This window comes from Craurococcus roseus (assembly GCF_039523795.1).
Classification (GTDB): domain Bacteria; phylum Pseudomonadota; class Alphaproteobacteria; order Acetobacterales; family Acetobacteraceae; genus Craurococcus; species Craurococcus roseus.
Genome location: NZ_BAAAFZ010000025.1, coordinates 16,381 through 39,968 on the forward strand (window position 1 = coordinate 16,381; position 23,588 = coordinate 39,968).

The following is a 23,588-nucleotide window of genomic DNA, read 5'->3' on the forward strand; positions in this document are numbered from 1 at the left end:
GGCGGCGTCACCGCGCGCCGCGGTCCAGACCCTTGGCGCTGTCGAGGCCCTTGGCGTCGTCCAGCCCCTTCGCGTCGGCCAGCCGCGCATTGGTGAAGGTGGCCTCCGCCACGTCCGCGCCGGACAGGTCGGCGCCGGCGAGGTTCGCGCCCGTCAGGTCCGCCCTGGCCAGGCTCGCCCCCGCCAGGGTCGCGCCGCGCAGATCGGCGAAGCGCAGCACCGCGCGGCCGAGGTCGGCGCCGCGCAGGTCGGCGTCCGCCAGCCGGGCGAAGGGCAGCTCGGCGCGGATCAGGCCCATGGACTGGTTCCGCATGTCGGCGCCCATCCGCACGCCGGAGAGGTTGGCGCCCGTCAGGTCGGCGTGGCCGAGGCGCCCCTGCACGCGCGCCCCGGAAAGGTTGGCCCGCGCGAAGATCGGCGCCTCGCGGGTCGAGGTCTCCAGGCCCGTCGAGGTGACGAGGCTTTGCAGGTTGGCGCCAAAGAGATCTGCGCCGGTGAAGTTCGCCCGGATCAGCCAGGTCACGACGAGGTTGGCGCGGCGGAGCTTGGCGCCGGAAAGGTCGGCGTCCTGCAGCTTGGCCGCGTGCAGATTCGCGTCGGACAGGTCGGCGCCGACCAGCCGCGCGCCCGTGAAGTCGAGCCCGCTGAGGTCGAGGCCGCGCAGCGTCCGGCCCCCGAGGTCGGCGGGGCGGCCTGCGCGGGCCGCGCCGGCGAGCAGGGCGGACACCTCCTCGCGGGAAAGGTCCTCGGCGCGGGCTGCCGTCGCCGCCGCGAGCGCCGGCGGCAGAGCAGCGAGCGCGCAGGCGGCCAACCGCAGCCAAAGCAACAGCGCTCCGCGCATCGTCGTCTCCTCCCCAACGCCCGGCACAGCCTGGAGGCGGGCGGGCGCGACGGCAGACCCCGGAGCGGAGGCATGGGCGCTTTCCGCGCCCCTCGCAACTCCGGCGCGGGGACTCAGCCGCCCGGCGCCGCCACCATCCGCACCGCCCGCCGCAGCGCCCCCACCGGGTCGCGCCCGCCGCCCGCCGCCACCAGGGCGACGTGGCCGCCCGGGTCCACGCTCTGCCGCGCGCCGGGGAGCAGGGCCGAGGACACCGCCACCAGCCCGTCGTTCGGCCCGGCCTGCCGCTCCAGCCAACGAGTCACGATGCCGTAGGCGCGGTCCCGGCCGATGCCGCCCAGCGCGGCGGCGTCCAGGCGCGTCGCGGCCGTCACCACCGGCACCCGCCGCAGCAGGTCGGCGACGGCGTTGGCGTGGGCGCGCATCCAGGCGGCGCGGACGGGCGTGGTGAGGTCGCGCAAGCCCTCACCGTCGCCGATGCGGAGCGCGCGGAAGCCCAGGCGCGCCAGCCCGTGCAGCGGGCGCGAGCCGGCGACCGCGTCGGCTACCGGCGAGCCGAAGAAGGGCGACTGGAAGGCGACGAAGCCGGCGCAGCGCGCCGCCGCGGCCGGGTCGAGCAAAGCCGCCAGCGCTTCCAGCCCGCCCTTGCTGTGGGCGATGATCAGCGCCGGGCGTTCGGAGGCGAGCAGCGCCGCGCGGATGCGCGCCGCGTTGGCGGCGACCGAGGCCGCGGTCGGCGCGCGCACCACCTCCGGCGCCGCGCCCACCGCGCGCAGCCAGTCCTGCTGCGCCCACATGTAGTCGATCCCGACGCGGCGGAGCGCGGCGGTCGTGTCGCCGAGCAGGCCGTACGCCACCAGCACGCGCCGGCCGGCGAGCCACGCGGCGAGCGGCGCGTCCTCGGGCGCGACCGCGGCGGCGGGGCGGCGGCGGGGACGGGGGCGGATCACAGGGGAGCGCAGGCTTCCCGCAGCCAGTCGGCGGTGTCCGCGTCGCAGGCTGGCGCCACCTCCGCCAGCACGCGGCCGTGGTAGGCGTCCACCCGCTCGCGCTCGGCGGGGGTGAGCATCGCGGGCTCGATCAGCCTGCGCTCGTAAGGGGCGAGGGTCAGCGTCTCGAACAAGAGGAAGGGCTTCGCCTGGTCGGGAAGCTTCTCCTCCGCTTCGCGCACGAGGAGCAGGTTCTCGATGCGGATGCCGTAGCGGCCGGGCAGGTAGAAGCCCGGCTCGTCCGAGAGGATCATGCCGGGCTCGATCGGCACCGGCTTCGCGGCGCGGCTGAAGGCGGCCGGGCCCTCGTGGACGGACAGGAAGCTGCCGACCCCGTGGCCGGTGCCGTGGTCGTAGTCGAGGCCGGCGTCCCAGAGCGGCACGCGCGCGATGGCGTCGAGGTGCGGCCCGGCCGCGCCGCGCGGGAAGCGCAGCGCCGACAGCGCGAGGTGGCCGCGGAGGACGCGGGTGTAGCGCTCCCGCAGTTCGGACGGCGCTTCGCCGGGGCCGGTCCAGAGCGTGCGAGTCACGTCCGTGGTGCCGTCGAGGTACTGGCCGCCGCTGTCGATCAGGTAGCACTCGTCGGCGCCGATGCGGCGGTCGGTCTCCGGCGTGGCGCGGTAGTGGATGACCGCCGCGTGCTCGCCGGCGCCGCTGATGGCCGGGAAGCTCTCGCCGCGGAACAGCGGCACCTCGCGGCGGAAGGCGAGCAGGCGTTCGGCGGCGCCCATCTCCGTCTCGCGCCCGCCCGGCGCGGCGCGGGCGAACCAGGCGAGGAAGCGCGCCAGGGCGACGGCGTCGCGCCGGTGCGCGTTGCGGGCGCCTTCCTGCTCCGCGGCGTTCTTGCGGGCGCGCGGCAGGCGGCACGGGTCGTCACCGGGCACGATGACGGCGCCGGCGTCGCGCAGGGTGCGGGCGAACCAGGCCGGCGTCGACTCCGCGTCCACGCGCACGCGGCGGCCGGCAAGGGAGCGCAGCGCGTCCGGCAGGGCGTCGGGCGGGCGAACCGCGACGCCGTTGCCGAGGTGCGCGCGCGTCTCGGGCGGCACGCGGACGGGGTCGAGGAAGAGTTCGGCCGTCCCGTCCGCGCGCAGCAGGGCGAAGGCCAGGACGAGCGGCGTGTGGTCGAGGTCGGCGCCGCGGATGTTGAGCAGCCAAGCGACCGAGTGCGCGTCCGCCAGCACGGCGGCGTCCTCGTTCGCGTCGCGCAGCGCGGCGGCGGCCTCCTCGCGCTTCTCGGCGGCGGGGCGGCCGGCGTGCTCCAACGGATGCGGCGAAGCGGGCGCGGCGGGCGGCGCGGGCCGGCCCTCGGTCCAGACCGCGTCCACGGGATTCGAGTCGAGCGGCACCAGGGTCGCGCCGGACGCTTCCAGCCGCTTCAGCCCCGCCTCGGCGTGGAGCCACGGGTCGTAGCCGACGCGCTTGCCGGCGGCGTGCGCCTTGAGCCAGTCCGCGGGCGGCTCCTCCGTGACGTGCCGCCGCTCCCACAGCGCCGGGTCGGTCTGTTGCGCGGCCTGGGTGGTGTAGCGCCCGTCGGTGAACAACGCGGCGCGGTCGGGCAGCACGACGGCGAGGCCGGCGCTGCCGGTGAAGCCGGTGAGCCACGCCAAGCGCTCGGCAGAGGCGGGCACGTACTCGCCGAGATGCGCGTCGGAGCGCGGCACCAGGACGCCGTCCACGCCCTGCCGGGCGAGTTCAGCGCGAAGGGCCGACAGGCGCTCGGCCGGGCTCACCGCAACAGGCCCCAACCACAGGTTGCAAAAAAGCAACACGGCAAGCGCAAGAGGCATGCGCCAGGGGCATGCCTCCCGCCCCGAAGTCGCGCGGCAAACGGAACGAGCAAAGGCCTATCTCTTCTTCGCAAGTGCAAAAAGAAACCTCACGCCACGGAGCCGCAGCACACCGGCCGACCGGCGCAACTCTTGGATGGTAACGATGAACGCCCAGACGACCAAGGCCGCGGACGCCTTCCTGTTCAACGAGCCGCACGCGTCCCGCACCGGCCTCATGCTTTCCCTCGCGCACGCCTTCCGGGCGGTGTCCGAGTGGTCCCAGCGCCGCCGGACGGCGGCCGAGCTGAACGCGCTGTCCGACCGCGAGCTGGCCGACATCGGCATCACCCGCGGCGACATCGGCGCGATCGTCAACCGGCGGCGCTGACGGCGACGGCGGCGGGCGCCTGACAGCGCCCGCCCTTGTTCCATTTCGCTCCGGGAGCATGGCAGCCATGCGCCGGGGCGGCTTGCCTGACGTCGGTAAGCGGTTCTGACTGCCGCCATGCCCGCCGCCGTTTGGCTCCTGATCGCCGCCGCTGCGTCTTCCATCAGCCTGGCGCTCGGCGTCCGGCAGACCTTCGGGCTGTTTCTCCTGCCCTTGGCGGTCGAGGAAGGCTTGTCGCCCACGATCCTCGGCGGCGCGGTGGCGCTGCACAACCTCGTTTGGGGCCTCGGCCAGCCCGTGACAGGCGCGCTCGCCGACCGCTACGGCGCCGGGCGCGTGATGGCCGGCGGCAGCCTGCTGCTGGCGGCGGGACTCGGCTTGCCGGCGCTGCTGCCCGGCCCGCTTTCCATACTGTTCGGCATCGGCATCCTCACCGGGCTCGGCGTCGCCTGCACCGGCACGGGCGCGGCGCTGGCCGCCGTGGGCCGCGCCGTGCCGCCGGAGCGCCGGGGCGAGATGATCGGTCTCGCCAGCGCCGGCGGCTCGCTCGGGCAGGCGGCGATGGTGCCGGTGGCGCAGGGGCTGATCGGCGGGTTCGGCGCGGTGGCGTCGCTCGGGATGCTCGCGGTCGGGGTGCTGGCCATCGTGCCGATCGCCCGCGCCGTGGAGTGGCGGGCGCCGCCGGGCGCGGCCCTCGCGGCCGGTTCGCGGCCCGGCGGGCTGCGGGCGCTGGCACGGGAGGCGCTGGGCGACCGCGACTTCGCGTTGCTCACCGCCGGCTTTTTCGCCTGCGGCTTCCAGCTCGCCTTCCTCACCATGCACCTGCCCTCGCACATCTCGCTCTGCGGCCTGCCGGTGGAGCTGGGCGCGATGGCGCTGATGACGGTGGGGCTGTTCAACATCCCAGGGAGCTGGCTCTGCGGGCGGGTGAGCAACTACGTCCGGCCCGAGTTGGCGCTCGGCTGGATCTACCTGCTGCGCACCGTCGCCATCGCCTGCTTCGCGCTGGCGCCGCCGAGCTACGCGGGGACGCTGGTGTTCGCCGCGGTGATGGGCTTCGTGTGGCTGGGGACCATCCCGCTCACCTCCGCCGCGATCGCGCGGCGCTTCGGCGTGGCGGACCTCGGCGCGCTGTACGGCGTGTGCTTCCTGTCGCACCAGCTCGGCGGCTTCCTCGGCGCGGGCTCCGGCGCGGTGCTGCTGGAGACCGCGGGCGATTACGACGCCTTCTGGCCGGTGATGATCGCGGTCGGGCTGGCGGCGACGGCGGTGAACTGGATGGCGAGGCCGCCCGCGCGCGCCCTGGCTTGAGGGCCAGCGGCGCCCTCTCCCCACGGTTTCCACAGTCGCTGTTTTGCTTTAACCGCCGCGCGCATGGCCGCGAACGTGGAAAAAATGCCTTGGTGGGCGTGGGTCTTCCCCGCCCTGGCCTGGGCGATGCTGGGCGCGACGACCCTCGGGTTGGTGGACGCTTCGGCGCCGCTGGTTGTGCTGCTGGACGCGGCGCTGCTGGGCGGCACCGTGTTCGCCGCCGTCCACCACGCCGAGGTGGTGGCGGCGCGCGTGGGCGAACCGTTCGGCTCCCTGGTGCTGGCCGTGGCGGTGACGGTGATCGAGGTGGCGCTGATCGTGTCCTTGATCCTGTCCGGCGGGCCGGACAAGGCGGCGCTGGCGCGCGACACCGTGTTCGCGGCGGTGATGATCGTGTGCAACGGCATCGTCGGGCTGTGCCTGCTGTCGGGCGGCGCCCGGCACGGCGAGCAGGGCTTCCAGGTGCGCGGCGCGGCGGCGGCGCTGGCGGTGCTGGCGACGCTCGCCACGCTGGCCCTGGTGCTGCCGAACCACACGCTCGGCAAGGCGGGCCCGGTCTTCACCCCGGCGCAGCTCGTCTTCGTCGGCGTGGTGTCGCTGGTCCTATACGGCGTGTTCGTGTTCGTGCAGACGATCCGCCACCGCGACTACTTCCTGTCGGCGGCCGCGCCGGACGAGGACGCGGAGCCCGCCTTGCGGCCTTCGGTCGGCGTGACGTTCGCCAGCCTCGCGCTGCTGGTGGCCGCGCTCGCCGCCGTGGTGCTGCTGGCCAAGACCCTGTCGCCGGCCTTGCAGGCGGCGGTGGACGCGGCGGGGCTGCCGGCCGCGGTGGTGGGCGTCGCCATCGCGGCGCTGGTGCTGATGCCGGAGGGGCTGGCGGCGGTGCGGGCGGCGCGCGCGGACCGGTTGCAGACCAGCCTCAACCTCGCCCTCGGCTCGGCGCTGGCCACCATCGGCCTGACCATCCCGACGGTGGCGGCGGTGTCCCTGCTGCTCGGCTTCGACCTCGTGCTCGGGCTGGACGCGAGGGACACGGTGCTGCTGGTGCTGACGCTCTTCGTCGCGGTGCTGACGCTCGGCACCGGGCGGACCACCGTGCTGCAAGGCGCGGTGCACCTGGTGATCTTCGCCGTGTTCCTGTTCCTGGCGGCTTCGCCGTAGCGGATCGAGGCGTTTCCTCCTACCGTTGCGGAGACGACCCGCGCCTCGGGCGGATCGTCGGGGAGGAACAACAATGACACCCAAGACCCTCGCGGCCCTGTCCGCGCTCGCCCTTCTCGCCCCGCTGCACGCGGGCGCCCAGCAGCAGCCGCAGACGGCGCCGCCCGCCGCCGCCGCGCCGGCCGCGCCGCTGCCCTACGGCATGCCGATCGCCATGGACGCGGCCCGGAAGGCCATGGCCGCGGCGGAACGGGAGGCCACCGAAAACAACTGGAACGTGGCCATCGCCATCGTGGACAGCGGCGGGCACCTCGTGATGATGCACCGGCTGGACGGCACGCAGATCGGCTCCATCCGCATCGCCGAGGGCAAGGCGCGCACGGCGCTGGAGTTCCGCCGCCCGACCAAGGCGCTGGAGGACACGGTCGCGGGCGGGGGCGCCGGGCTGCGGCTGCTCGCGGTCGAAGGCATCACGCCGCTGGAGGGCGGCGTGCTGATCCAGGCCGGCGGCCGGATCATCGGCGCGATCGGCGTGTCGGGCGTGACCTCGGCGCAGGACGCGCAGATCGCGCGGGCGGGGGCGGAAGCGGCGGTGAGGTGAAGGGCAGCACCGGCCCCCTTTCCGCGGACGGCGTTTCTCAGCCGCAGTAAGTGGCGGCGGCTTCGTAGGTCCAGCGGAAGCCGTCCAGGCTGAAGCGGGTGGTCGCCTGGGCGCCCCCCGCTTCGCCCGGTCCGGTGACTGCCACGGCGCCTTCAGGGTCGGCTTCGAGCATCGCGCCGACCACCGCCTTGCCGTCCAGCGCTTGCGCGATCCCATCGCGCACCGGCATGGGGAAGCGCCGATCCCCGACCTGAAGAATGGCGACGGCGCCTTCGGCATAGACGTGCGCCGGGTCGTAGCTCACCAGGGCGCTGCCCCCCGGCGCCATGGCACGGGCGACGACCAGCCGCGGCCCGGCGGGATCAGGGCCACCCCGTTCGAGGAGGCGCCGGGCGGCCGCGAAGCAGGTCCGCCTGCCCGGCGTTTCGGTCGGCACCGCATGCACGTTCCAGCCGGTGCCGAAGCGCACGAGGCCCCCGTCCAGCACCAGCCAATCCGGTGAGCGTTCGGGGCGCTCGCACTCGCGTCGGATCGCCGCGACGGCCTCCCGGAAGCCGAGCAGGCTGAAGCGCTCCTCCGCATCCGCCTCGCTTGGTCCCGACGGGGCGGTCACGGTGACTACCGCGTCGGAGGCCGCCGCAGCGGCGCGTTCGAGCAGCGCCAGCAACGCCGACGGGTCCTGCGCCATCCTGACAGGTCCCCCGCTCGGACCCAACATGACGCGCTCGCCCGCCGCCTGGAGCACCGCGCCGGTGTCGGGAGGGAGCATCCGGCGAACCCAGAACGCCGCTACGCCCGCTCCGTCCCATCCAGGGAACTCATAGACCGCGAGGCGCGCACGCGCCCAAGGATGCGCGCCCGGCGGAGGCGGATCGAGCGGGCCGGTGTCCGCTTGGCAGTTGAACCGCTCCCCCTCGACACGGGCGGTGCGCGTCGCGGTCCAGGCGCCGAACACGCCGAGGCGCTCTGGCGGCGCCCCCGCGGTCGCGGCGTAATCGAAGGGCGCCGACTTGATAGGCCAAACCACCGGGACAAGCGCCGTTATGGCCAACGCCCAAGCCAGCGCCAACGCGCTCAAAACCCGCCACGGCATAACCGCTTCGCCTCACGAATGATTGCTGTCACCCCCGCCGCCGCACCACCAAGGTCGTCCAAGGCCCCACGTCGTGGCGGACCTCCAGCGACAACCCTTGCCGCCGGTGGGCCGCGAGCACCATGCGCGCCTGCGTGCCGAGCAGCCCGGCGAGGATCGCCGTCCCGCCGGGCGCGAGATGCGCCGCGAGGTCGCGCGCCATGGCGCAGAGCGGGCGCGCGAGGATGTTGGCGAAGACCAAATCGTAAGGCCCGCCGGCGCGCACCGCGCGGTGCCGCCAGCCGTCCGCGAGGCGCGCCGACACCAGCCGGTGCGCCCCGTTGAGGCGCGCGTTCTCGCCGGCGACCCGGACGGACCACGGCTCGATGTCGGTGGCCAGCACAGGGCGGCGGAGCAGCTTCGCCGCGGCGAGGGCGAGGATGGCGGAGCCGGTGCCGAGGTCGAGGACGCGGCGCGGGCGCCGGTGGGCGACGCGCTCCAGCGCCAGCAGGCAGCCGCGCGTGGAGGCGTGCTCGCCGCTGCCGAAGGCGAGGCCGGCGTCCAGGCGCAACACGATGCGGCCGTGCGTCCTCGGGTCCGGCAGGTGCGTGGGCCGCACCAGGAAGCGGCGGCCGATCGGCTGCTCGGGGAAGCCCGCGGCCGTGCGCGCGAGCCAGCCTTCGGCCTCGACCGGAGCGGCTTGGACAGCGGGCGCTTCGATGCCGGACACCGCGGCGGCGAGCGCCAGTGCGCCCGCCAGCTCGTCGTCGCCCGCGCCGGCTTCGCGCACGCCCTCCACGCGCCAGGTGTCGGTGGCCTCGTCGCGGAACAGGCCGACCGTGGCGCACGCGGTTTGCAGCGCGGCCTCGAAGGCCGGAACGGCGGTTTCCGGCAGGCCCTCGATGGAGAGGGTTTCCAGCGGCGCTGCGTGCCGCTTGCTCACGCCTTCTCCACGAAGCTGCTCAGCACGCGCTTGCGCCCGGCCTTCTCGAACTCCACGTCGAGCTTGTTGTCGTCCGCCGCCAACACTTCGCCGTAGCCGAACTTCTGGTGGAAGACGCGCTCGCCCACGGAAGGCGCATCGGACGGCGCCGGCCGCTCCTGCACCTCCCACGCGCCCTGGTCGATGACGCGGCGGCGCGCGGAAAGGCCGCCCGCGCCGGTGAAGACGCTCGGGATCTCGACCATGCGGCCGCGGGTGACGGCGGCGCTGCCCTCGCGCTGCACCTGCTCGGGCGGCAGCTCGTCCAGGAAGCGGCTGGGGATGGAGGAGGACCAGTTGCCGTAGACCTGCCGGTTCGCGGCGGAGGAGATGACGGCTTGCCGCCGCGCCCGCGTCAGCCCGACATAGGCGAGCCGCCGCTCCTCCTCCAGCGCCTTCTCGCCGCCCTCGTCCAGGCTGCGCTGGGACGGGAAGATCCCCTCCTCCCAGCCCGGCAGGAACACCGTGTCGAACTCCAACCCCTTCGCCGCGTGCAGCGTCATCAGCGACACGCGGTCCTGCTCGGCGGCCTCGTCCGTCTCCATGACCAGGGCGACGTGTTCGAGGTAGCCGGCCAAGCTGTCGAACTCGCCCATGGCGCGCAGGAATTCCTTGAGGTTGTCGAGCCGCCCCGGCGCTTCGGGCGACTTGTCCTGCTTCCACATCTCCGTGTAGCCGCTCTCGTCCAGCACGGTCGCCGCGGTGACGACGTGGCCCTCGCGCGGCAGCATCTCGCGCCACCGGGCGAAGCCCCGCATCAGCTCCGCCAACGCTTGGCGCGGCTTCGACCGCAGGTCGTTCCCTTCCACCAGGCGGACGGCGGCGGCGGCGAGCGGGATGCGCCCCTCGCGCGCCATCGCGTGCATGGCGCGCATTGCGGTGTCGCCCAGGCCGCGCTTCGGCACGTTCACGATGCGCTCGAAGGCGAGGTCGTCGGCCGGCTGCGCGAGGACGCGCATGTAGGCCAGCGCGTCGCGGATCTCGGCGCGCTCGTAGAACTTCAGCCCGCCGACGACGCGGTAGGGCACGCCGAGGGTGATCAACCGCTCCTCGAAGGAGCGGGTCAGGAAGCCGGCGCGGACCAGGATGGCCATCTCCGCCAAGGAGTGGCCGGAGCGCTGCGCCGCCTCGATCCGCTCGCCCACCATCCGCGCCTCCTCCGCCGAGTCCCACAGCGAGACGACGCGCACCTTCTCGCCTTCGGCGTCGTTGCGGCCGGAGCGCAGCGTCTTGCCAAGGCGGCCGGCGTTGTGCGCGATGAGGCCGGACGCGGCGGCGAGGATCGGGCGGGTGGAGCGGTAGTTGCTTTCCAGGCGCACCACCTTGGCGCCGGGGAAGTCGCGCTCGAAGCGGAGGATGTTTTCTATCTCGGCGCCGCGCCAGGAGTATATCGACTGGTCGTCGTCCCCCACGCAGCAGATGTTCTTGTGGCCCTGCGCCAGCAGCCGCAGCCACAGGTACTGCACCAGGTTCGTGTCCTGGTACTCGTCCACCAGGATGTAGCGGAAGCGCCGGTGCCACTCCGCCAGCACCTCCGGGTTGCCGCGCAGCACCGTCACCATGTGCAGCATCAGGTCGCCGAAGTCGCAGGCGTTCAGGTCGCGCAGCCGGGATTGGTAGGCGGCGTAGAGGGCGCGGGCGCGGCCGGCGGCGTACTCCGTGTCCTCGGCCGGCGTCACGCCGTCCGGCGCCAATCCGCGGTCCTTCCAGCGCTGGATCGCCGCCATCAGCCCCGGCGCCGGCCAGCGCTTCAGGTCCACCCCCGCCGCGTCCATCACCTGCTTGAGCAGGCGCATCTGGTCGTCGGTGTCGAGGATGGTGAAGGAGGAGGTCAGCCCCACCAGTTCCGCGTGCCGGCGCAGCATCCGCGCGCAGAGCGAGTGGAAGGTGCCGAGCCACAGCCCCTCCGCCGGGCGGCCGAGGATGGCCGAGACGCGCTCGCGCATCTCCCGCGCCGCCTTGTTGGTGAAGGTGACGGCCAGCACCTGCCCCGGCCAGGCGCGGCCGGTCATCAACAGGTGGGCGAACCGCGTGGTGAGCACGCGCGTCTTGCCGGTGCCGGCGCCGGCCAGCACAAGCAAGGGGCCGTCGAGGGCCTCCACCGCCTCCCGCTGTTCGGGGTTGAGGCGGGCGAGGTAGTCGGGCGGAGACGGGGACGCGGCGGGGACAGACACGGCGCCCGATATAGAACATCCGGCGAACCGCTCCAACCGGCGCGGCGCCCTTCCCGCGGCGCCCGATCGGGACGAGGCTGCGCGAAGGCCGAATGGTAGGGATCAGCGCATGGACGACGCGCCGGAGATCGCCTGGTACTTCGACACGGTGTCGCCCTTCTCCTACCTCGCCCTGCCGGCGGTGGAGGCGCTGGCGGCGCGCCGGCCGGTGGCGCTGCGCCCGGTGGTCCTCGGGGCCATGCTGGCCCACTGGGGCGCGCTCGGCCCGGCGGAGGTGCCGCCGAAGCGGCTGCACACCTACCGGCTCTGCCAGTTCCTCGCGGACCGCGGCGGGGTGCCGATGCGCTTCCCGCCGCGCCACCCCTTCCGCTCGCTGGAGTCGCTGCGGCTACTCACCGCGCTCGGCGCGACGCCGGCGGCGGTGCGGGCGGTGTTCGACTTCGTCTGGTGCGAGGGGCGCGACCCGTCCGACCCCGCGGAGTTCGCCGCGCTCCGCGGGCGCTTCGCGGACCGGGACGGGCTCGATCTCGACGGCGCCAAGGCGGCGCTGCGCGAAGCGACGGAGGCGGCGATCGCGGCCGGCGTCTTCGGTGTGCCGACGCTCAGGATCGGCGCCGAGCTGTTCTGGGGCGTGGACGCCCTGCCGATGGCCGAGGCGTACCTGGCGGACCGCTCCCTCTTCGCCGGCGGGGAGATGGCGCGGTTGCCCGATCTCCCCTCCGGCGTCGAGCTGCGGCGGCGCTGACCCCTACTCCGCCGCCGCCTTGTGCTGGCGGCTCCGCGCGTATCGCAGCAGCGCGTCGTCCGCCACCGGCTCGATCGGCGTGAAGTCGGTGTGGGCGATCCACTCCGGGCGCGTCGGCTTGCGGATGTGATTCGAGACCGCGTTCAGCGTCAGGTACACGATCCGCCGCGGGTACGGCGTGATGTTCGGCGCCGAGCCGTGGACCAGGTTGCCGTGGAACATCAGCAGCCCGCCCGCCTTGCCGGTGGGCGCGACGATGCCGCCTTCCTGCACCAGCTTCGTCACCACCTCCTCGTTGATCGTCCAGAGCGGGTAGGAGGTGGTGGAGGTGTCGTGCGAGGCGTCCAGGTTGCCCTGGTTCTGGCTGCGCGGGATCAGCATCAGCGGCCCGTTGACCGGCATCACCTCGTCCAGGAACACGGCGATGTTCATGGCCCGCGGCTCGGGCATCCCGTCGTCGCGCAGCCAGGTGCCGTAGTCCTGGTGCCACTGCCAGACCTCGCCGGTGAAGGCGGCCTTCGCGTTGATCTTGTATTGGTGCATGTACAGCTTTTCGCCGAAGATCTGCTCGATCGGCTTGATCATCCGCGGGTGCGCGCCGAGCAGGCGGAACGCCTCGTTGTAGAGGTGCGCGGCGAAGGCGGTGCGCGGCGCGCCAGACTTTTCGCGCCAGACCTCCGGGCGCTGCTCGCGGTAGATGGCATCCGACTCCTCGCGCAGCACCGCCACCTCTTCCGGCGAGAAGGTCTCGGGCAGGAAGAGCCAGCCCTCGTCCTGGAACTGGCGGAGCTGCTCTTGGCTGAGCGTCATGGACGTCCTCCTTCGTTGTTCGGCCGCGTTCTAGGCCGCGGCAGCATATAGCCCGCGCGGAGGCCGGCCCAAGCGCCGGTACGCTTCCGTCGCGGCATCCGCCCGCGCAGACTGCTCCCGGGCCAGGGAGGGTCACGATGGCGGACCGGAACAACGGACGCCCAGCGGCGACGCGGCGCGGGGCGGTGACAGCGGCGGTGACGGCGGCCGCCGCGGCGGCCTTGCCGAAGGGCGCCGCGCGGGGCCAAGCGGGCGGCGGCGCTTGGCCCAACCGCCCGATCCGGCTGGTGGTCGCGTGGCCCCCGGGCGGCGGCGCGGACATCCCGTCGCGCCTCGCCGCCGGGCCGATGCAGCAGATGCTCGGCCAGCCGGTCGTGATCGAGAACCGCGCCGGGGCGAGCGGCTCCGTCGCCGCCGGCGCGGTCGCGCAGGCGGCGCCGGACGGGTACACGGTGCTGGCCGACACCGCGGCGATTTCGGTCAACCACCTGCTGATCGCCGGCCTCCCCTACGACGCCGGGAAGGCGCTGGCGCCGGTGAGCCTCATCGCGCTGTCGCCGCTGATGCTGGTGGTCCGCGCGGACCACCCGGCGCGCACCCTGCCCGACCTCGTCGCGCGGATGCGGGCGGCGCCGGGGCGCGTCTCGTTCGGGCATTCGGGCGTCGGCACCCTCACCCACCTCGCGCCCGTGCTGATGCTGAGCCGGGCGGGCGTGACGGCGAACCACGTGGCCTACCGCGGCGGCGGGCCGTCGGTCGCCGGGCTGCTGGCGGGGGACGCGGAGTTCGTCTTCTCCACGCTGCCCCAGGCGACGCCGCTGGTGCGGGAGGGGCAGTTGCGCGGGCTGGCGGTCAGCCTGGGCCAGCGCCTCGCCAACCTGCCGGAGGTGCCGACGGTGGCGGAGCAGGGTTTTCCCGGCTTCGACCTGTCGGACTGGCTCGGCTTCTTCGTGCCGGCCGGGACGCCGCCCGCCGTCGTCGCGCGGCTGGGCGAGGCGGCGGGGGCGGCGATGCGCGACGGGGAGGTGGTGCGCCGGCTCGGGCAGATCGGGATGCTGCCGCGCGGGAATTCGCCCGCGGAGTTCGCGGCCTTCTTCGCGGACCAGCGCGCCCGGCTGGGCGCCCTGATCCGCGAGCAGGGGATCAAGGCTGAGTAGACGTCCCCGCCGCCCCCGCTTCGATCGCCGCGCGCTCTTCGGCCACCCCGTTCGGGGAGGCGGGGGCGCTGGCCTCCTCGGGCGCGGACGGCCGCGCGCCGAGGATGTGGGCGATGGCGTAGACCAGGTCGGGCCGGTTCAGGGTGTAGAAGTGGAATTCGTCCACCCCGTTGGCCTGCAGCAACCGCACCTGCTCGGCCGCGACCACGGCGGAGACCATGCGCCGCGTTTCCGGGTCGTTCTCCAGGCCGTCGAACAGGTGGCCCATCCAGTCGGGGACGCTGGCGCCGCACATGGCGCTGAACTTCCGCACCTGGTTGATGCTGTTCACCGGGAAGATGCCCGGGACGATCGGCACCGTGATGCCGGCCGCGGCGCAGCGGTCGAGGAAGCGGAGGTACACCTCGGTGTCGAAGAAGTACTGGGTGATGGCGCGGGTGGCGCCCGCGTCGATCTTGCGCTTCAGGTTGTCGACGTCGTGGTCGCCCGAGAGCGCGGTCGGGTGCGTCTCGGGGTAGGCGGCGACGCTGATCTCGAAGGGCGCGATGCGCCGCAGTCCCTCCACGAGGTCGGCGGCGTAGGCGTAGCCCTCCGGGTGCGGCTCGTAGCGCTCGGCGCCCGGCGGCGGGTCGCCCCGTAGCGCCACGAGGTGGCGGACGCCCATGTCCCAGTAGTCGCGCGCCACCCGGTCCACCTCGGCGCGGGACGCGCCGACGCAGGTGAGGTGCGACGCCGGCGTCAGCGCCGTCTCGCGCAGGATGCGGGACACGATGGCGTGGGTGCGCGCCTGGGTGCTGCCGCCGGCGCCGTAGGTCACGGACACGAAGCGCGGCCCGAGCGGCGCCAAGCGGCGGATGCAGGCCCAGAGCTGCTGCTCCAGCGCCTCCGTCTTGGGCGGGAAGAATTCGAAGGAGAGCTTGGGCGCGGGCAGTCCCGCGGGCGCCGGCAGGGCGCCGATGCGCGGCGCGGTCAGCCAGCGCTGCAGGGTGTTGGGGTAAGACTGGTCCATGCCCTAGAGTTGCCCCATCGCCGACGTGCCGCGCAAGCGTTGCGTTCCGTTACTGTCCGGGGTTTTACCGTGCGGCGGGGAAGGTGCTATGGGCTGGCGCTTCGCCGCCGGCACCCCCCCGGCACCCACGCGGCGGCGAGCGCCCCCGGCGACCCCACGCCCGCGAGGAATGCCTCCACCATGCGTTTGACGCGACACGCCCTCCTGCCGCTGCTCCTCGCCGCGTTCTTGCCGTCGCTGCTCGGCGCCTGCGCCACCCGGCCGACCGCCGACGACCCGGAGGCGGTGGCGGAGTTCAAGCAGAACAACGACCCCATCGAGCCGTTCAACCGCGGTTCCTTCGCGGTCCACCAAACCATAGACCGCTACGCGCTGGAGCCGGTGGCGCGCGGCTACCGCAACGTCGTGCCCCAGCCGGTGCGCACCGGCGTCCGCAACGTGCTGGCCAACCTCCGCACCCCGGTCATCTTCCTCAACGACGTTTTGCAGGGCGAGAGCCGGCGGGCCGGGGACACGCTGGGGCGCTTCGTGGTCAACTCGACGCTGGGCGTCGGCGGCATCTTCGACGTCGCCGGCAACCGCATGGGCGTCCGCGCGCACGACGAGGACTTCGGCCAGACCCTGGCCAAGTGGGGCGTGGGCGAAGGCCCGTACCTGTTCATCCCGATCCTCGGGCCGTCCAACCCGCGCGACCTGGGCGGTTTCGGCGTGGACATCGCCTCCAACCCTCTCACCTGGGTGGGCCAGGGCGCCGCAGTCGACGGGCTGCTGTGGGGCCGCGCCGGCGCGACGGTGGTGGACACCCGCGAAGGCCTGCTCGAAACGCTGGACGACGTGAACCGCACCTCGCTCGACCCCTACGCCACGCTGCGCAGCGCCTACCGCCAGCGGCGGCGAGCCGAGATCGGCAACCGGACCGGCGCGCCGGCCGCCTTCGGGACCGGTTTCGGCGCCGGCGCCGGGGAACCTTCGGCGCCCGCCGGCCGCTGAGGCGCCGACGACGCCAGCACAACGCAGGAGACCCGCACGACCATGGCTTCCCGCCGCTTCTTCTTCGGGACCGCCCTCGCGCTCGCCGCGGCGACGGGCGGCCGCGACGCCCGCGCCCAGGGGGCCGACCCGGCCCGCGCCGCCCAGTTCATCCAGGCCACCGGCCAGGAGCTGGTCGCGGCGCTGAACTCCAACGCGCCGGTGGAGCGCCGCCGCCAGCAAGTGGCGTCCATCCTGCGCAAGGCCGTGGACGTCGAAGGCGTCGGCCGCTTCATCCTCGGCCGCTGGTGGCGCCAAGCGAGCCCCGCCGAGCAGCAGGAGTACATGCGCCTGTTCGAGGAGACGCTGATACGCAACCTGTCCGCCCGCTTCGGCGAGTACCAGGGCGTGCGGTTCTCGCTCGGGCGGGCGCAGCAGCGCGCCGAGGAGGACGTGCTGGTGAACACCATCATCGAGCGCCCGAACATCGCGCCCTTCTCGCTCGACTGGCGGGTGGGCAACGTCGGCGGGCAGCCGAAGGTGGTGGACGTGATCGCGGAAGGCACCTCGCTGCGGCTGACGCAGCGGAGCGAGTACTCCGCCGTGGTCCAGCGCAACAACGGGCAGGTGTCGGCTCTGCTCGCGGCCATGCGCAACCAGATCCAGCAGCTCGCGGCGCGCGAGGGGCGCTGAGGGGCGGCTCACGCCACCTCGCGATGCGCCCGCCTGAGGTCCGCGACGAAGCGCTCGTACTCGCGCGCCTTGCTGTCCGGATCGGGCAGGCGGAGCAGGTAGGAGGGGTGGACGGTCGGGAAGATCGGCGGGCCGTCCGCCACCGGCAGCACCTCGCCGCGGGTCTTGTTGATGGCGAGCGGCTTGCCCGTCATGGCGCGCAGCGCGGTGGCGCCGAGCGTCACCACGAGCTGCGGCCCGACCAGGTCGATCTCGCGCTTCAGGAAGGGCCGGTAGTAGGCGATATCGCCGGCATCGGGCGACTGGTGCAGGCGGCGGCGGCCGGTGGGCTTGAATTTGAAGTGCTTGACCGCGTTGGTGACGTAGGTCTCGGTCCGGCCGATGCCGGCCTCCTCCAAGGCCTTGTTGAACAGGCGCCCGGCGGGGCCGACGAAGGGGCGGCCGGCGATGTCCTCCTCGTCGCCGGGCTGCTCGCCGACGAAGAGCAGCGGCGCGCCGACCGGGCCTTCGCCGAACACCATCTGCGTGGCCTCGGCCGTCCAGGGCGGCAGGCTGTTCAGCGCTAGCATCTCGGCGCGGAGCGCGGCGAGGGCTTCCTTCGGGTCGGCCGCGGAAGCGGCGAAGAGGTCGGCTGGCATAGCCGTCGTAACGTCGGAAGCGGCGACGGGCTGCGCCGGCAAGTGGATGTTGCGCTGCCGGCGCGGAGCCGGGGCGGAGGCGCCGCGCTCCACCATCGCGGCGGCGCGGCGCGGGGCTTCGGCGATCAGGCTCGGGATGAGGCGCGCCTCCGGGAGGTTGCGCCAGTACTTCACCGGCATCTCCGCCCGCATGGCGCCGGGCTTGAGCCGGGCCGGGTTGAAGATGCTGGCGTAGTAGGCCCGCCAGAGGTCCTCCTGCGCGTCTTCGGGGGGCGCGTCCGAGCGGCGGGCGCCGGGGCCGATCGCCAGGGCCTCGCCGTCCCAATGGGCGGAGGCCCTGGGCGTCAGGATGGACCAACGCATGGATGCGAAGCGGCGGACGAAGAAGCCGGCTTCGGCCTCCAGGATGTGGTGCTCCGGCTCGAACCAGGACACGAAGCGCGGGCCGTCTTCCGTCGAGATTTCGCGGAAGCGGACAAAGGCGTGCATCTTGTGCGCGTCCCGCCGGACGGCCTTCGCCATCGCCTCCAAGCGGGCGACGTCGGGGTCGGTCGCCACCCGCATCAGCGCCGGCTCGCCGTGGGCCAGCCGCCACAGCACCCGGTACAGCAGGGCGAAACGCTCCGGGTCGCGGTGGCGGATGGCGGTTTCGGACAAATCAACGAAGGCGCGCGGGACGGTCGCAACCGGGACGGAGCGGCCGGGTTCGCTGGCGCCGGTGCGGCATTCGGACAAATCACCGGCGGAGGGATGGGCGCCGTCGCGGCATCCGGACGGATCGCCGGCCGGAAACCGGGCGGTGTTGTCGTGTTCGGACGAAGTGCCGCCGGGTGGCGGGAGGAGATTGCCGCTTTCGGACAAATAGCCGCCGCGGCCCGTGGTCGTCGCCAGGGTGGCGGGCACGTCCGGCACGGGGGCGGTGCCGAACAGGCCGGGCTGGTCGCCGGGGGCGCGCCATTCGACGGCCTCGGGCGGGACGCCGGCGGCGAGGAGGCGGCGGGCTTGGGCGCGCCAGCCGGGGAAGTCGGCGGGGCCCGCGAGGATGGCCCCGATCCGCTGCATGGGGACGCCCATCGTCAGAGCAGGGCCAGTTGCGCCGACGCCGCGGGCCGGGCCAGGGCGCCGAAGGCGCTGCGGCGCGGGGCGACCAAGCGGCGGAGGTCGGCGCGATCGAGGAGGTTGCCGCGGGGGCGGTGGTCGGCGGTGACGACGAAGGGCAGGAGCTTGGGCAGCGAGAGGCGCAACCGGCCCAGGTCTTCGGCGCGGACGGCGCGGAAGCGGCGGGCGGACAAAATGCGCTCCACCGACTTGGCGCCGAGGCCCGGGACGCGGAGCAGCAGCTCGCGCGGGGCGCGGTTCAGGTCCACGGGGAAGCGGCCGCGGTGGCGGAGCGCCCAGGCGAGCTTGGGGTCCACGCCGAGGTCGAGCATCCCGCCCTCGGCGCCGGCCATGATCTCGTCCAGTTCGAAGCCGTAGAAGCGGAGCAGCCAGTCGGCTTGGTAGAGCCGGTGCTCGCGCAGCAGCGGCGGCGGTTGCGGCGGCAGCAGGCTGGAGGCGTCGGGGATGGGGGAATAGGCGGAGTAGTAGACGCGCTTGAGGCGGTAGGAGCCGTAGAGGTTGACGCTGGTGCCCAACACGGCGCGGTCGTCGGCCGCGTCGGCGCCGACCACCATCTGCGTGGACTGGCCCGCCGGGGCGAAGCGCGGCGCGGCGGCCTTGGCGGCGGGGCGGCGGGCGCTGGCCTCCCCTTCCCTCGCCTCGTCTATGCGGGCGCGCATCCGGGCCATGGAGCGGCGGATGGCGGCGAAGTCCTTTTCCGGGGCCAGCTCCTTCAAGGACCGCTCGACCGGCATCTCGATGTTGATGGAAAGGCGGTCGGCGTATTTGCCGGCTTCGGACAAAAGCTCCGGGGAGGCTTCGGGGATGGTCTTGAGGTGGATGTAGCCGCGGAAGTTGTGCTTCTCCCGCAGCTCGCGCGCCACGGCGACCACCTGCTCCATGGTGTAGTCGGGCGAGCGGATGATGCCGGAGGAGAGGAACAGGCCCTCGATGTAATTGCGGCGGTAGAAGTCGAGGGTCAGGTCCACCAGCTCGGGCACGGTGAAGCGGGCGCGCTGGACGTTGGAACCGGCGCGGTTGACGCAGTAGGCGCAGTCGAAGACGCAGGCGTTGGTCAGCAGCACCTTGAGGAGCGAGATGCAGCGGCCGTCCGGGGCGTAGGCGTGGCAGATGCCCATGCCTTCCGTGCTGCCGATGCCCTTGCCGCCCTTGCTGTCGCGCTTTTCGGTGCCGGAGGAGGCGCAAGAGGCGTCGTACTTCGCCGCGTCGGCCAGAATTTCCAGTTTGCGGCGCAATTCCATGCCGTAGCCCGCCTCCGCAGCGCGGCGGAGCGGCCCGCCACGCAGTGTTCATTATATGTTCTCTTGCTGGTTGATTTCAATGCTGTTGGCGTCGGGGACCAGCAACCACGTTCGTGGCCGTTGTTCCCCACGCGCCCCCCTGATGGCCGGGGTGCGTCGCGTTGAGTTATCCCCGGTGCAAGGGAGGGGCCCGTGAGGCAGTCACTGGCCCGGCCGTGGACGCTGGACGAGTTCCCCGCTTGGGAGCGCGAACAGCCGGAGCGGTGGGAGTTAGATGGGGTGCAGCCCGTGCCGCGCGGCATGGTCGGCGGCACGCGGCCCCATGCCCGGCTCTCGACGCGGCTGCTGGATGCCTTGTCGGCGCGCGGGGCCGCGTCCGCTACCCGGATGCGACGGTCGAATGCGGCCGTGACGACGACGGCGACGTGGCGACCCCGGCGGTGGTGTTCGAGGTGCTGTCGCCCACGACCGAGCGCACGGAACGGGGCACGGAGGCGCAGGACTACGCCGCCGAACCCTGCCTCCTCGCGCCGTCGTGCTGCTGGCGCAGGACCGGCCAGAGGCTACCATGCTGTCGCGTTCGGTGGATTGGCGGCCGGAGGTCGCGCGAGGGCCGGGCGCGGCCATCGCCCTGCCGGAGATCGGGCTCGATCTGTCTTTGGCGGCGATATACCTGAGATCGTAACGGCCCGGTCGAGCGAGGGGACTGCCCGGACCCGTACGGCCATTGCGCCAAAGAAGTTCATCCTTCGGCGCTTCCCGCGCTTTCCGGCGCGTTCCCGCCCGGGAACGGGTGATCCCGCGGCTTTTCGGGGGCGAGCATCCGCCACGCCGCGCGGCCCGTGCGGACTCCCGAAGCGGCGCATCGTTCCCCATCGGGGTTGACCCATGCCCCCGTTCGCGCGTTCAAGGCGGGACACGGCAAGGAACACCCGATGCGCAAGACCCTCGCCGCGGCCGGCCTTTGCTGCCTGGCCCTGTTCGGCACCGCCCCGCGACACGCCGCCGGCCAGGGGTCCGGCAGCATGGCCACCCAGAGCCTCGAGCCCGGCCAGATGACCGCGGACCAGATCGCCATCGTGCTGCGGGCGCGGGGCTACTCCGGCCTCGGGCCGATGAGCCGGGAGGGCGACACCGTCACGGTCGCCGACGCGAAGCGCTACGGCGAGGCGACCGGGCCGCTGAAGCTCGACGCCAAGACCGGGCGGGTGCGCGACGAGAAGCCGCTCAGCGAGGCCCAGGCGCGGGCTTTGTTGCGGGAGCGGGGCTTCTCCGACATCGGGGAGGCCCGGCGGGAGGGCGACGCCATCCTCGCCTCCGCCCAGCAGGCCGGCGCGCGGGTGAACTTGCAGGTGGACGCGCGCAGCGGGACCGTGTCCCAGAGGTGAACGGCCCGCCGGCGCGCCCGGGGGTGACGGGCCGCCCGCGACCCCCATGTGGCGTCGCGTGACCGTTCCCCACATCAACCGCATCGCCACCGCCGTCCCTCGCCACGAGGTGCATGGCGCCTTCCAACGCTTCGCGGCCCGGCTGATCGACGACGACCGCACCCGCTCCGCCTTCGGGCGGCTCGCGCTGAAGTCGCAGATCGACGCGCGCTTCTCCGTGCTGGAGCCGGACCCGGACGAGTACCGCACCATGGACGGCTTCTACGAGCTGGAGGGCCGCTTCCCTTCCACGGGCGCGCGGATGGCGCGCTTCGAGGCGGACGCGCCGGCGCTCGCCGAGGCCGCGTGCGACGCGCTCGGGCTGGAAGGGGAAGGGCCGCGGATCACGCACCTCATCCTCGCCACCTGCACCGGCTTCGCCGCGCCCGGCCTCGACCACTGGCTGATCCGCCGCTACGGCATCCCCGGCCACGTGGAGCGCACCATCGTCGGCTTCATGGGCTGCCAAGCGGCGATCAACGCGCTGAAGCTGGCGCGGCAGGCGGTGCGTAGCGACCCGTCGGCGCGGGTGCTGGTGGTGAACCTGGAGCTGTGCAGCCTGCACCTCCAGCCCGCCAGCGACCTCGACCAGCTCATGTGCTTCCTGTTGTTCGCGGACGGGTGCAGCGCCGCGCTCGTCACGGCCGAGGCGGAGGGGCTGCGCATGGACGGCTTCCGCGCCGCGCTGGTGCCCGAGGCGCGCGAGCACATCACCTGGCGCATCGGCGACGCCGGCTTCGACATGACGCTCTCCGGCCTGGTGCCGCTGACCCTGGCGCGCGCGTTGCCGGACCACGCCGAGGCCATCCTCGACGGCGCGGCGCCTTCCGACATCTCGCTTTGGGCGGTGCACCCGGGCGGGCGCAGCGTGCTGGACGCGGTGGAGAACGGCCTTTCCTTGCCGGACGGGCTGTTGGAGGACAGCCGGGCGGTGCTGCGCGAGCACGGCAACATGTCCTCGGCGACGGTGATGTTCGTGCTGCGGCGCATGATGGCGGGGGCGGTGCCCGGGCAGCGCGGCTGCGCCATCGCCTTCGGCCCCGGCCTTTCGGCCGAAACCATGCGCTTCACCGCGGTTTGAGCCGGCGGCTGCGCTGCCCACATCGGGGGCGGCGCGCGCAGCGGAGGGGATGACATGAGCGACGGTCCCGAGATCAGGGAGCACATGGCCGTGGTGGGGTCCGACGGGCAGCGCGTCGGCACGGTGGACAGGCTGGAGCGCGGGCGCATCAAGCTGGCGCGGGGCGACGACCCGGCTGGCGAGGGCGAGCACCGCGCCATCCCGCTCGGCGTGGTCGCTTCGGTGGAGGGCGGCCAGGTGCGGCTGACGCTCACCGGGATGCAGGCGCGCGCGATGGCGGCGGGCGGTCTGGACCCGCGGGACGTGGTGGAGGACGGCACCGTGCCCGTCCGCGGCGAAGAGGGCGCGGCGGAGCGCGCGGCTTCCGCCGGGGCGGGTGTGCCGGACGACGGCAGGGCGCCCGGCGTGCGCGGCGGAGTCGGCAGCGCCGGCGGCATGGACCCGGGCGGCACGGGCGGCGGCGGCACCAGCAGCCACGGCTACCTCGGCGGCGGCCCGGGCATCGTCGAGGACCCCAACATGGACCCGGACGCGACGCGGCGGGACTTCGAAGGTTGAGCGCCGTGCTGCGCGAGCGGAGCACGGCGGACGAGTGGATGGACGACGCTTCCGCCACGGAAGCGGAGTTCGGCTCGGCGCTCGCCGACCTCGAACGCATCAACCGCATGAGCCTGGCCTACCGGCCGGTGCTGCGCTGGCTCGACCGGGTCGCGGAGGCGGGCGGGCCGCGGCGGCTGTCGGTGCTGGACGTCGGCGCGGGCGGCGGCGACATGCTGGAGGCCGTGGCCGCCTGGGGCGCCAAGCGCGGCGTCGCGCTCGACGTCGCGGGGCTGGACCGCAGCCCCTGGGCCGCGAGCCACGCCGAGAAGCGCGGGCGGCCCGGCAGGTGGATCACCGCCGACCTGTTCGACCTCGACCCCGCCGAGCGCTTCGACGTGGTGCTGTGCAGCCTCTTCGCGCACCACCTGCCCGACCCGGTGCTGGTGCGCTTCCTGCGGTGGATGGATGCGCGGGCGACGCGGGGCTGGCTGATCAGCGACCTGCACCGCCACCCGGTCCCTTGGGCGTTCGTCTGGGCCGGGGTGCGGGTGCTGCGGATGGACCCGATGGTGGTCCACGACAGCACCGTCTCCATCGCCCGCGGCTTCACCCGCGCGGATTGGGAGAAGGCGCTGCGCGAGGCCGGCGTGGAAGCGGAGATCCGCTGGGCCTTCCCGTTCCGCTGGCAGGTGGGGAAGATCCGGGCGTGACGGACGCCGAGGTCGCGGTGGTCGGCGCCGGTCCCGCGGGCTGCGCGGCCGCGGTCGCCCTCGCGCGCGCCGGCCGGCGCGTGCTGCTGCTGGAGCGCGCGGCCGAGGCGCGCGAGAGCGTCTGCGGCGAGTTCCTCGGGCCGGACGCGGCGGCGGCG

24 protein-coding genes are annotated in these 23,588 nt (G+C 73.8%); 14 read left to right on the forward strand and 10 right to left on the reverse strand.

The annotated features are described in order from the left end of the window. Window positions 1-7 precede the first annotated feature (7 nt). The 3 genes from ABD067_RS10330 to ABD067_RS10340 all read right to left on the reverse strand — a co-directional run bounded on the left by ABD067_RS10330 (window position 8) and on the right by ABD067_RS10340 (window position 3,620). On the reverse strand, window positions 8-841 hold the full coding sequence (locus ABD067_RS10330; RefSeq protein ID WP_343895194.1) for a pentapeptide repeat-containing protein: 834 nt from the start codon (window positions 839-841) through the stop codon (window positions 8-10). Window positions 842-954: 113 nt separating this feature from the next. Next, the gene (locus ABD067_RS10335; RefSeq protein ID WP_343895195.1) at window positions 955-1,791 is read right to left on the reverse strand and encodes a hypothetical protein; all 837 of its coding nucleotides are present in this window, start codon (window positions 1,789-1,791) and stop codon (window positions 955-957) included. After that, window positions 1,788-3,620 (reverse strand): aminopeptidase P family protein, encoded by a 1,833-nt coding sequence (locus ABD067_RS10340; RefSeq protein WP_343895196.1) that lies wholly within the window; start codon window positions 3,618-3,620, stop codon window positions 1,788-1,790. The genes ABD067_RS10335 and ABD067_RS10340 overlap by 4 nt, the downstream gene beginning before the upstream one ends. A gap of 145 nt (window positions 3,621-3,765) precedes the next feature. Here ABD067_RS10340 and ABD067_RS10345 point away from each other — a divergent pair, with 145 nt between their 5' ends. The 4 genes from ABD067_RS10345 to ABD067_RS10360 all read left to right on the forward strand — a co-directional run bounded on the left by ABD067_RS10345 (window position 3,766) and on the right by ABD067_RS10360 (window position 7,063). Then, a complete protein-coding gene (locus ABD067_RS10345) occupies window positions 3,766-3,990 on the forward strand; it encodes a DUF1127 domain-containing protein (RefSeq protein WP_343895197.1) in 225 nt (74 codons plus the stop codon). A gap of 117 nt (window positions 3,991-4,107) precedes the next feature. Then, window positions 4,108-5,301, forward strand: a complete 1,194-nt coding sequence (locus ABD067_RS10350; RefSeq protein ID WP_343895199.1) for an MFS transporter — start codon at window positions 4,108-4,110, stop codon at window positions 5,299-5,301. 84 nt (window positions 5,302-5,385) lie between these two features. Continuing rightward, window positions 5,386-6,462: a calcium:proton antiporter gene (locus ABD067_RS10355; protein WP_343895200.1), complete on the forward strand. Its 1,077-nt coding sequence runs from the start codon at window positions 5,386-5,388 to the stop codon at window positions 6,460-6,462. A gap of 73 nt (window positions 6,463-6,535) precedes the next feature. Next, the gene (locus ABD067_RS10360; protein ID WP_343895201.1) at window positions 6,536-7,063 is read left to right on the forward strand and encodes a GlcG/HbpS family heme-binding protein; all 528 of its coding nucleotides are present in this window, start codon (window positions 6,536-6,538) and stop codon (window positions 7,061-7,063) included. Between the two features lie 37 nt (window positions 7,064-7,100). Here ABD067_RS10360 and ABD067_RS10365 read toward each other — a convergent pair whose 3' ends face one another. The 3 genes from ABD067_RS10365 to ABD067_RS10375 form a co-directional block, all read right to left on the reverse strand. Further along, the gene (locus tag ABD067_RS10365; RefSeq protein ID WP_343895203.1) at window positions 7,101-8,090 is read right to left on the reverse strand and encodes a hypothetical protein; all 990 of its coding nucleotides are present in this window, start codon (window positions 8,088-8,090) and stop codon (window positions 7,101-7,103) included. Window positions 8,091-8,184: 94 nt separating this feature from the next. After that, entirely contained in the window at window positions 8,185-9,078 is an 894-nt protein-coding gene (locus ABD067_RS10370) for a 50S ribosomal protein L11 methyltransferase (RefSeq protein WP_343895205.1), read from the reverse strand. Continuing rightward, on the reverse strand, window positions 9,075-11,291 hold the full coding sequence (locus ABD067_RS10375) for an ATP-dependent helicase (RefSeq protein WP_343895206.1): 2,217 nt from the start codon (window positions 11,289-11,291) through the stop codon (window positions 9,075-9,077). Before ABD067_RS10375 ends, ABD067_RS10370 begins: the two co-directional genes overlap by 4 nt. Before the next feature lie 109 nt (window positions 11,292-11,400). Between ABD067_RS10375 and ABD067_RS10380 the strand changes: the two genes are divergently transcribed. After that, window positions 11,401-12,036, forward strand: coding sequence for a 2-hydroxychromene-2-carboxylate isomerase (locus tag ABD067_RS10380; protein WP_343895207.1), 636 nt, complete (start codon window positions 11,401-11,403; stop codon window positions 12,034-12,036). A 3-nt stretch (window positions 12,037-12,039) separates the two neighbouring features. Here the strand turns inward: ABD067_RS10380 and ABD067_RS10385 are convergent, their stop codons facing one another. Further along, complete coding sequence (locus tag ABD067_RS10385; RefSeq protein WP_343895208.1) at window positions 12,040-12,846, reverse strand: phytanoyl-CoA dioxygenase family protein; 807 nt, start codon at window positions 12,844-12,846, stop codon at window positions 12,040-12,042. A gap of 137 nt (window positions 12,847-12,983) precedes the next feature. Here ABD067_RS10385 and ABD067_RS10390 point away from each other — a divergent pair, with 137 nt between their 5' ends. After that, a complete protein-coding gene (locus ABD067_RS10390; protein WP_343895210.1) occupies window positions 12,984-14,003 on the forward strand; it encodes a Bug family tripartite tricarboxylate transporter substrate binding protein in 1,020 nt (339 codons plus the stop codon). Here the strand turns inward: ABD067_RS10390 and metF are convergent. Next, window positions 13,990-15,012, reverse strand: coding sequence for a methylenetetrahydrofolate reductase [NAD(P)H] (metF, locus tag ABD067_RS10395; protein ID WP_343895211.1), 1,023 nt, complete (start codon window positions 15,010-15,012; stop codon window positions 13,990-13,992). The genes ABD067_RS10390 and metF overlap by 14 nt on opposite strands. Window positions 15,013-15,192: 180 nt before the next feature. Between metF and ABD067_RS10400 the strand changes: the two genes are divergently transcribed. Both ABD067_RS10400 and ABD067_RS10405 read left to right on the forward strand, forming a co-directional pair. Next, the gene (locus tag ABD067_RS10400) at window positions 15,193-16,002 is read left to right on the forward strand and encodes an MlaA family lipoprotein (protein WP_343895212.1); all 810 of its coding nucleotides are present in this window, start codon (window positions 15,193-15,195) and stop codon (window positions 16,000-16,002) included. A gap of 42 nt (window positions 16,003-16,044) precedes the next feature. Continuing rightward, the gene (locus ABD067_RS10405; protein ID WP_343895214.1) at window positions 16,045-16,674 is read left to right on the forward strand and encodes an MlaC/ttg2D family ABC transporter substrate-binding protein; all 630 of its coding nucleotides are present in this window, start codon (window positions 16,045-16,047) and stop codon (window positions 16,672-16,674) included. Between the two features lie 8 nt (window positions 16,675-16,682). Here ABD067_RS10405 and ABD067_RS10410 read toward each other — a convergent pair whose 3' ends face one another. Then, the gene (locus tag ABD067_RS10410; protein ID WP_343895215.1) at window positions 16,683-18,374 is read right to left on the reverse strand and encodes a UdgX family uracil-DNA binding protein; all 1,692 of its coding nucleotides are present in this window, start codon (window positions 18,372-18,374) and stop codon (window positions 16,683-16,685) included. A gap of 14 nt (window positions 18,375-18,388) precedes the next feature. After that, window positions 18,389-19,672 (reverse strand): putative DNA modification/repair radical SAM protein, encoded by a 1,284-nt coding sequence (locus ABD067_RS10415; RefSeq protein ID WP_343895217.1) that lies wholly within the window; start codon window positions 19,670-19,672, stop codon window positions 18,389-18,391. A gap of 263 nt (window positions 19,673-19,935) precedes the next feature. Between ABD067_RS10415 and ABD067_RS26410 the strand changes: the two genes are divergently transcribed. The 6 genes from ABD067_RS26410 to ABD067_RS10440 all read left to right on the forward strand — a co-directional run. Further along, entirely contained in the window at window positions 19,936-20,349 is a 414-nt protein-coding gene (locus ABD067_RS26410) for a Uma2 family endonuclease (RefSeq protein WP_408871536.1), read from the forward strand. Window positions 20,350-20,607: 258 nt separating this feature from the next. Next, the gene (locus ABD067_RS10420; RefSeq protein ID WP_343895218.1) at window positions 20,608-21,060 is read left to right on the forward strand and encodes a hypothetical protein; all 453 of its coding nucleotides are present in this window, start codon (window positions 20,608-20,610) and stop codon (window positions 21,058-21,060) included. Between the two features lie 58 nt (window positions 21,061-21,118). Continuing rightward, window positions 21,119-22,180, forward strand: a complete 1,062-nt coding sequence (locus ABD067_RS10425; RefSeq protein ID WP_343895219.1) for a type III polyketide synthase — start codon at window positions 21,119-21,121, stop codon at window positions 22,178-22,180. Between the two features lie 54 nt (window positions 22,181-22,234). Beyond that, window positions 22,235-22,738 carry a DUF2171 domain-containing protein gene (locus ABD067_RS10430; RefSeq protein ID WP_343895220.1) on the forward strand — a complete coding sequence of 168 codons (504 nt, stop codon included), beginning with the start codon at window positions 22,235-22,237 and terminating at the stop codon, window positions 22,736-22,738. A 5-nt stretch (window positions 22,739-22,743) separates the two neighbouring features. Beyond that, window positions 22,744-23,430: a methyltransferase domain-containing protein gene (locus ABD067_RS10435; RefSeq protein ID WP_343895222.1), complete on the forward strand. Its 687-nt coding sequence runs from the start codon at window positions 22,744-22,746 to the stop codon at window positions 23,428-23,430. A 17-nt stretch (window positions 23,431-23,447) separates the two neighbouring features. Then, a partial coding sequence (locus ABD067_RS10440) for an NAD(P)-binding protein (RefSeq protein ID WP_343895224.1) occupies window positions 23,448-23,588 on the forward strand: 141 nt, incomplete at its 3' end.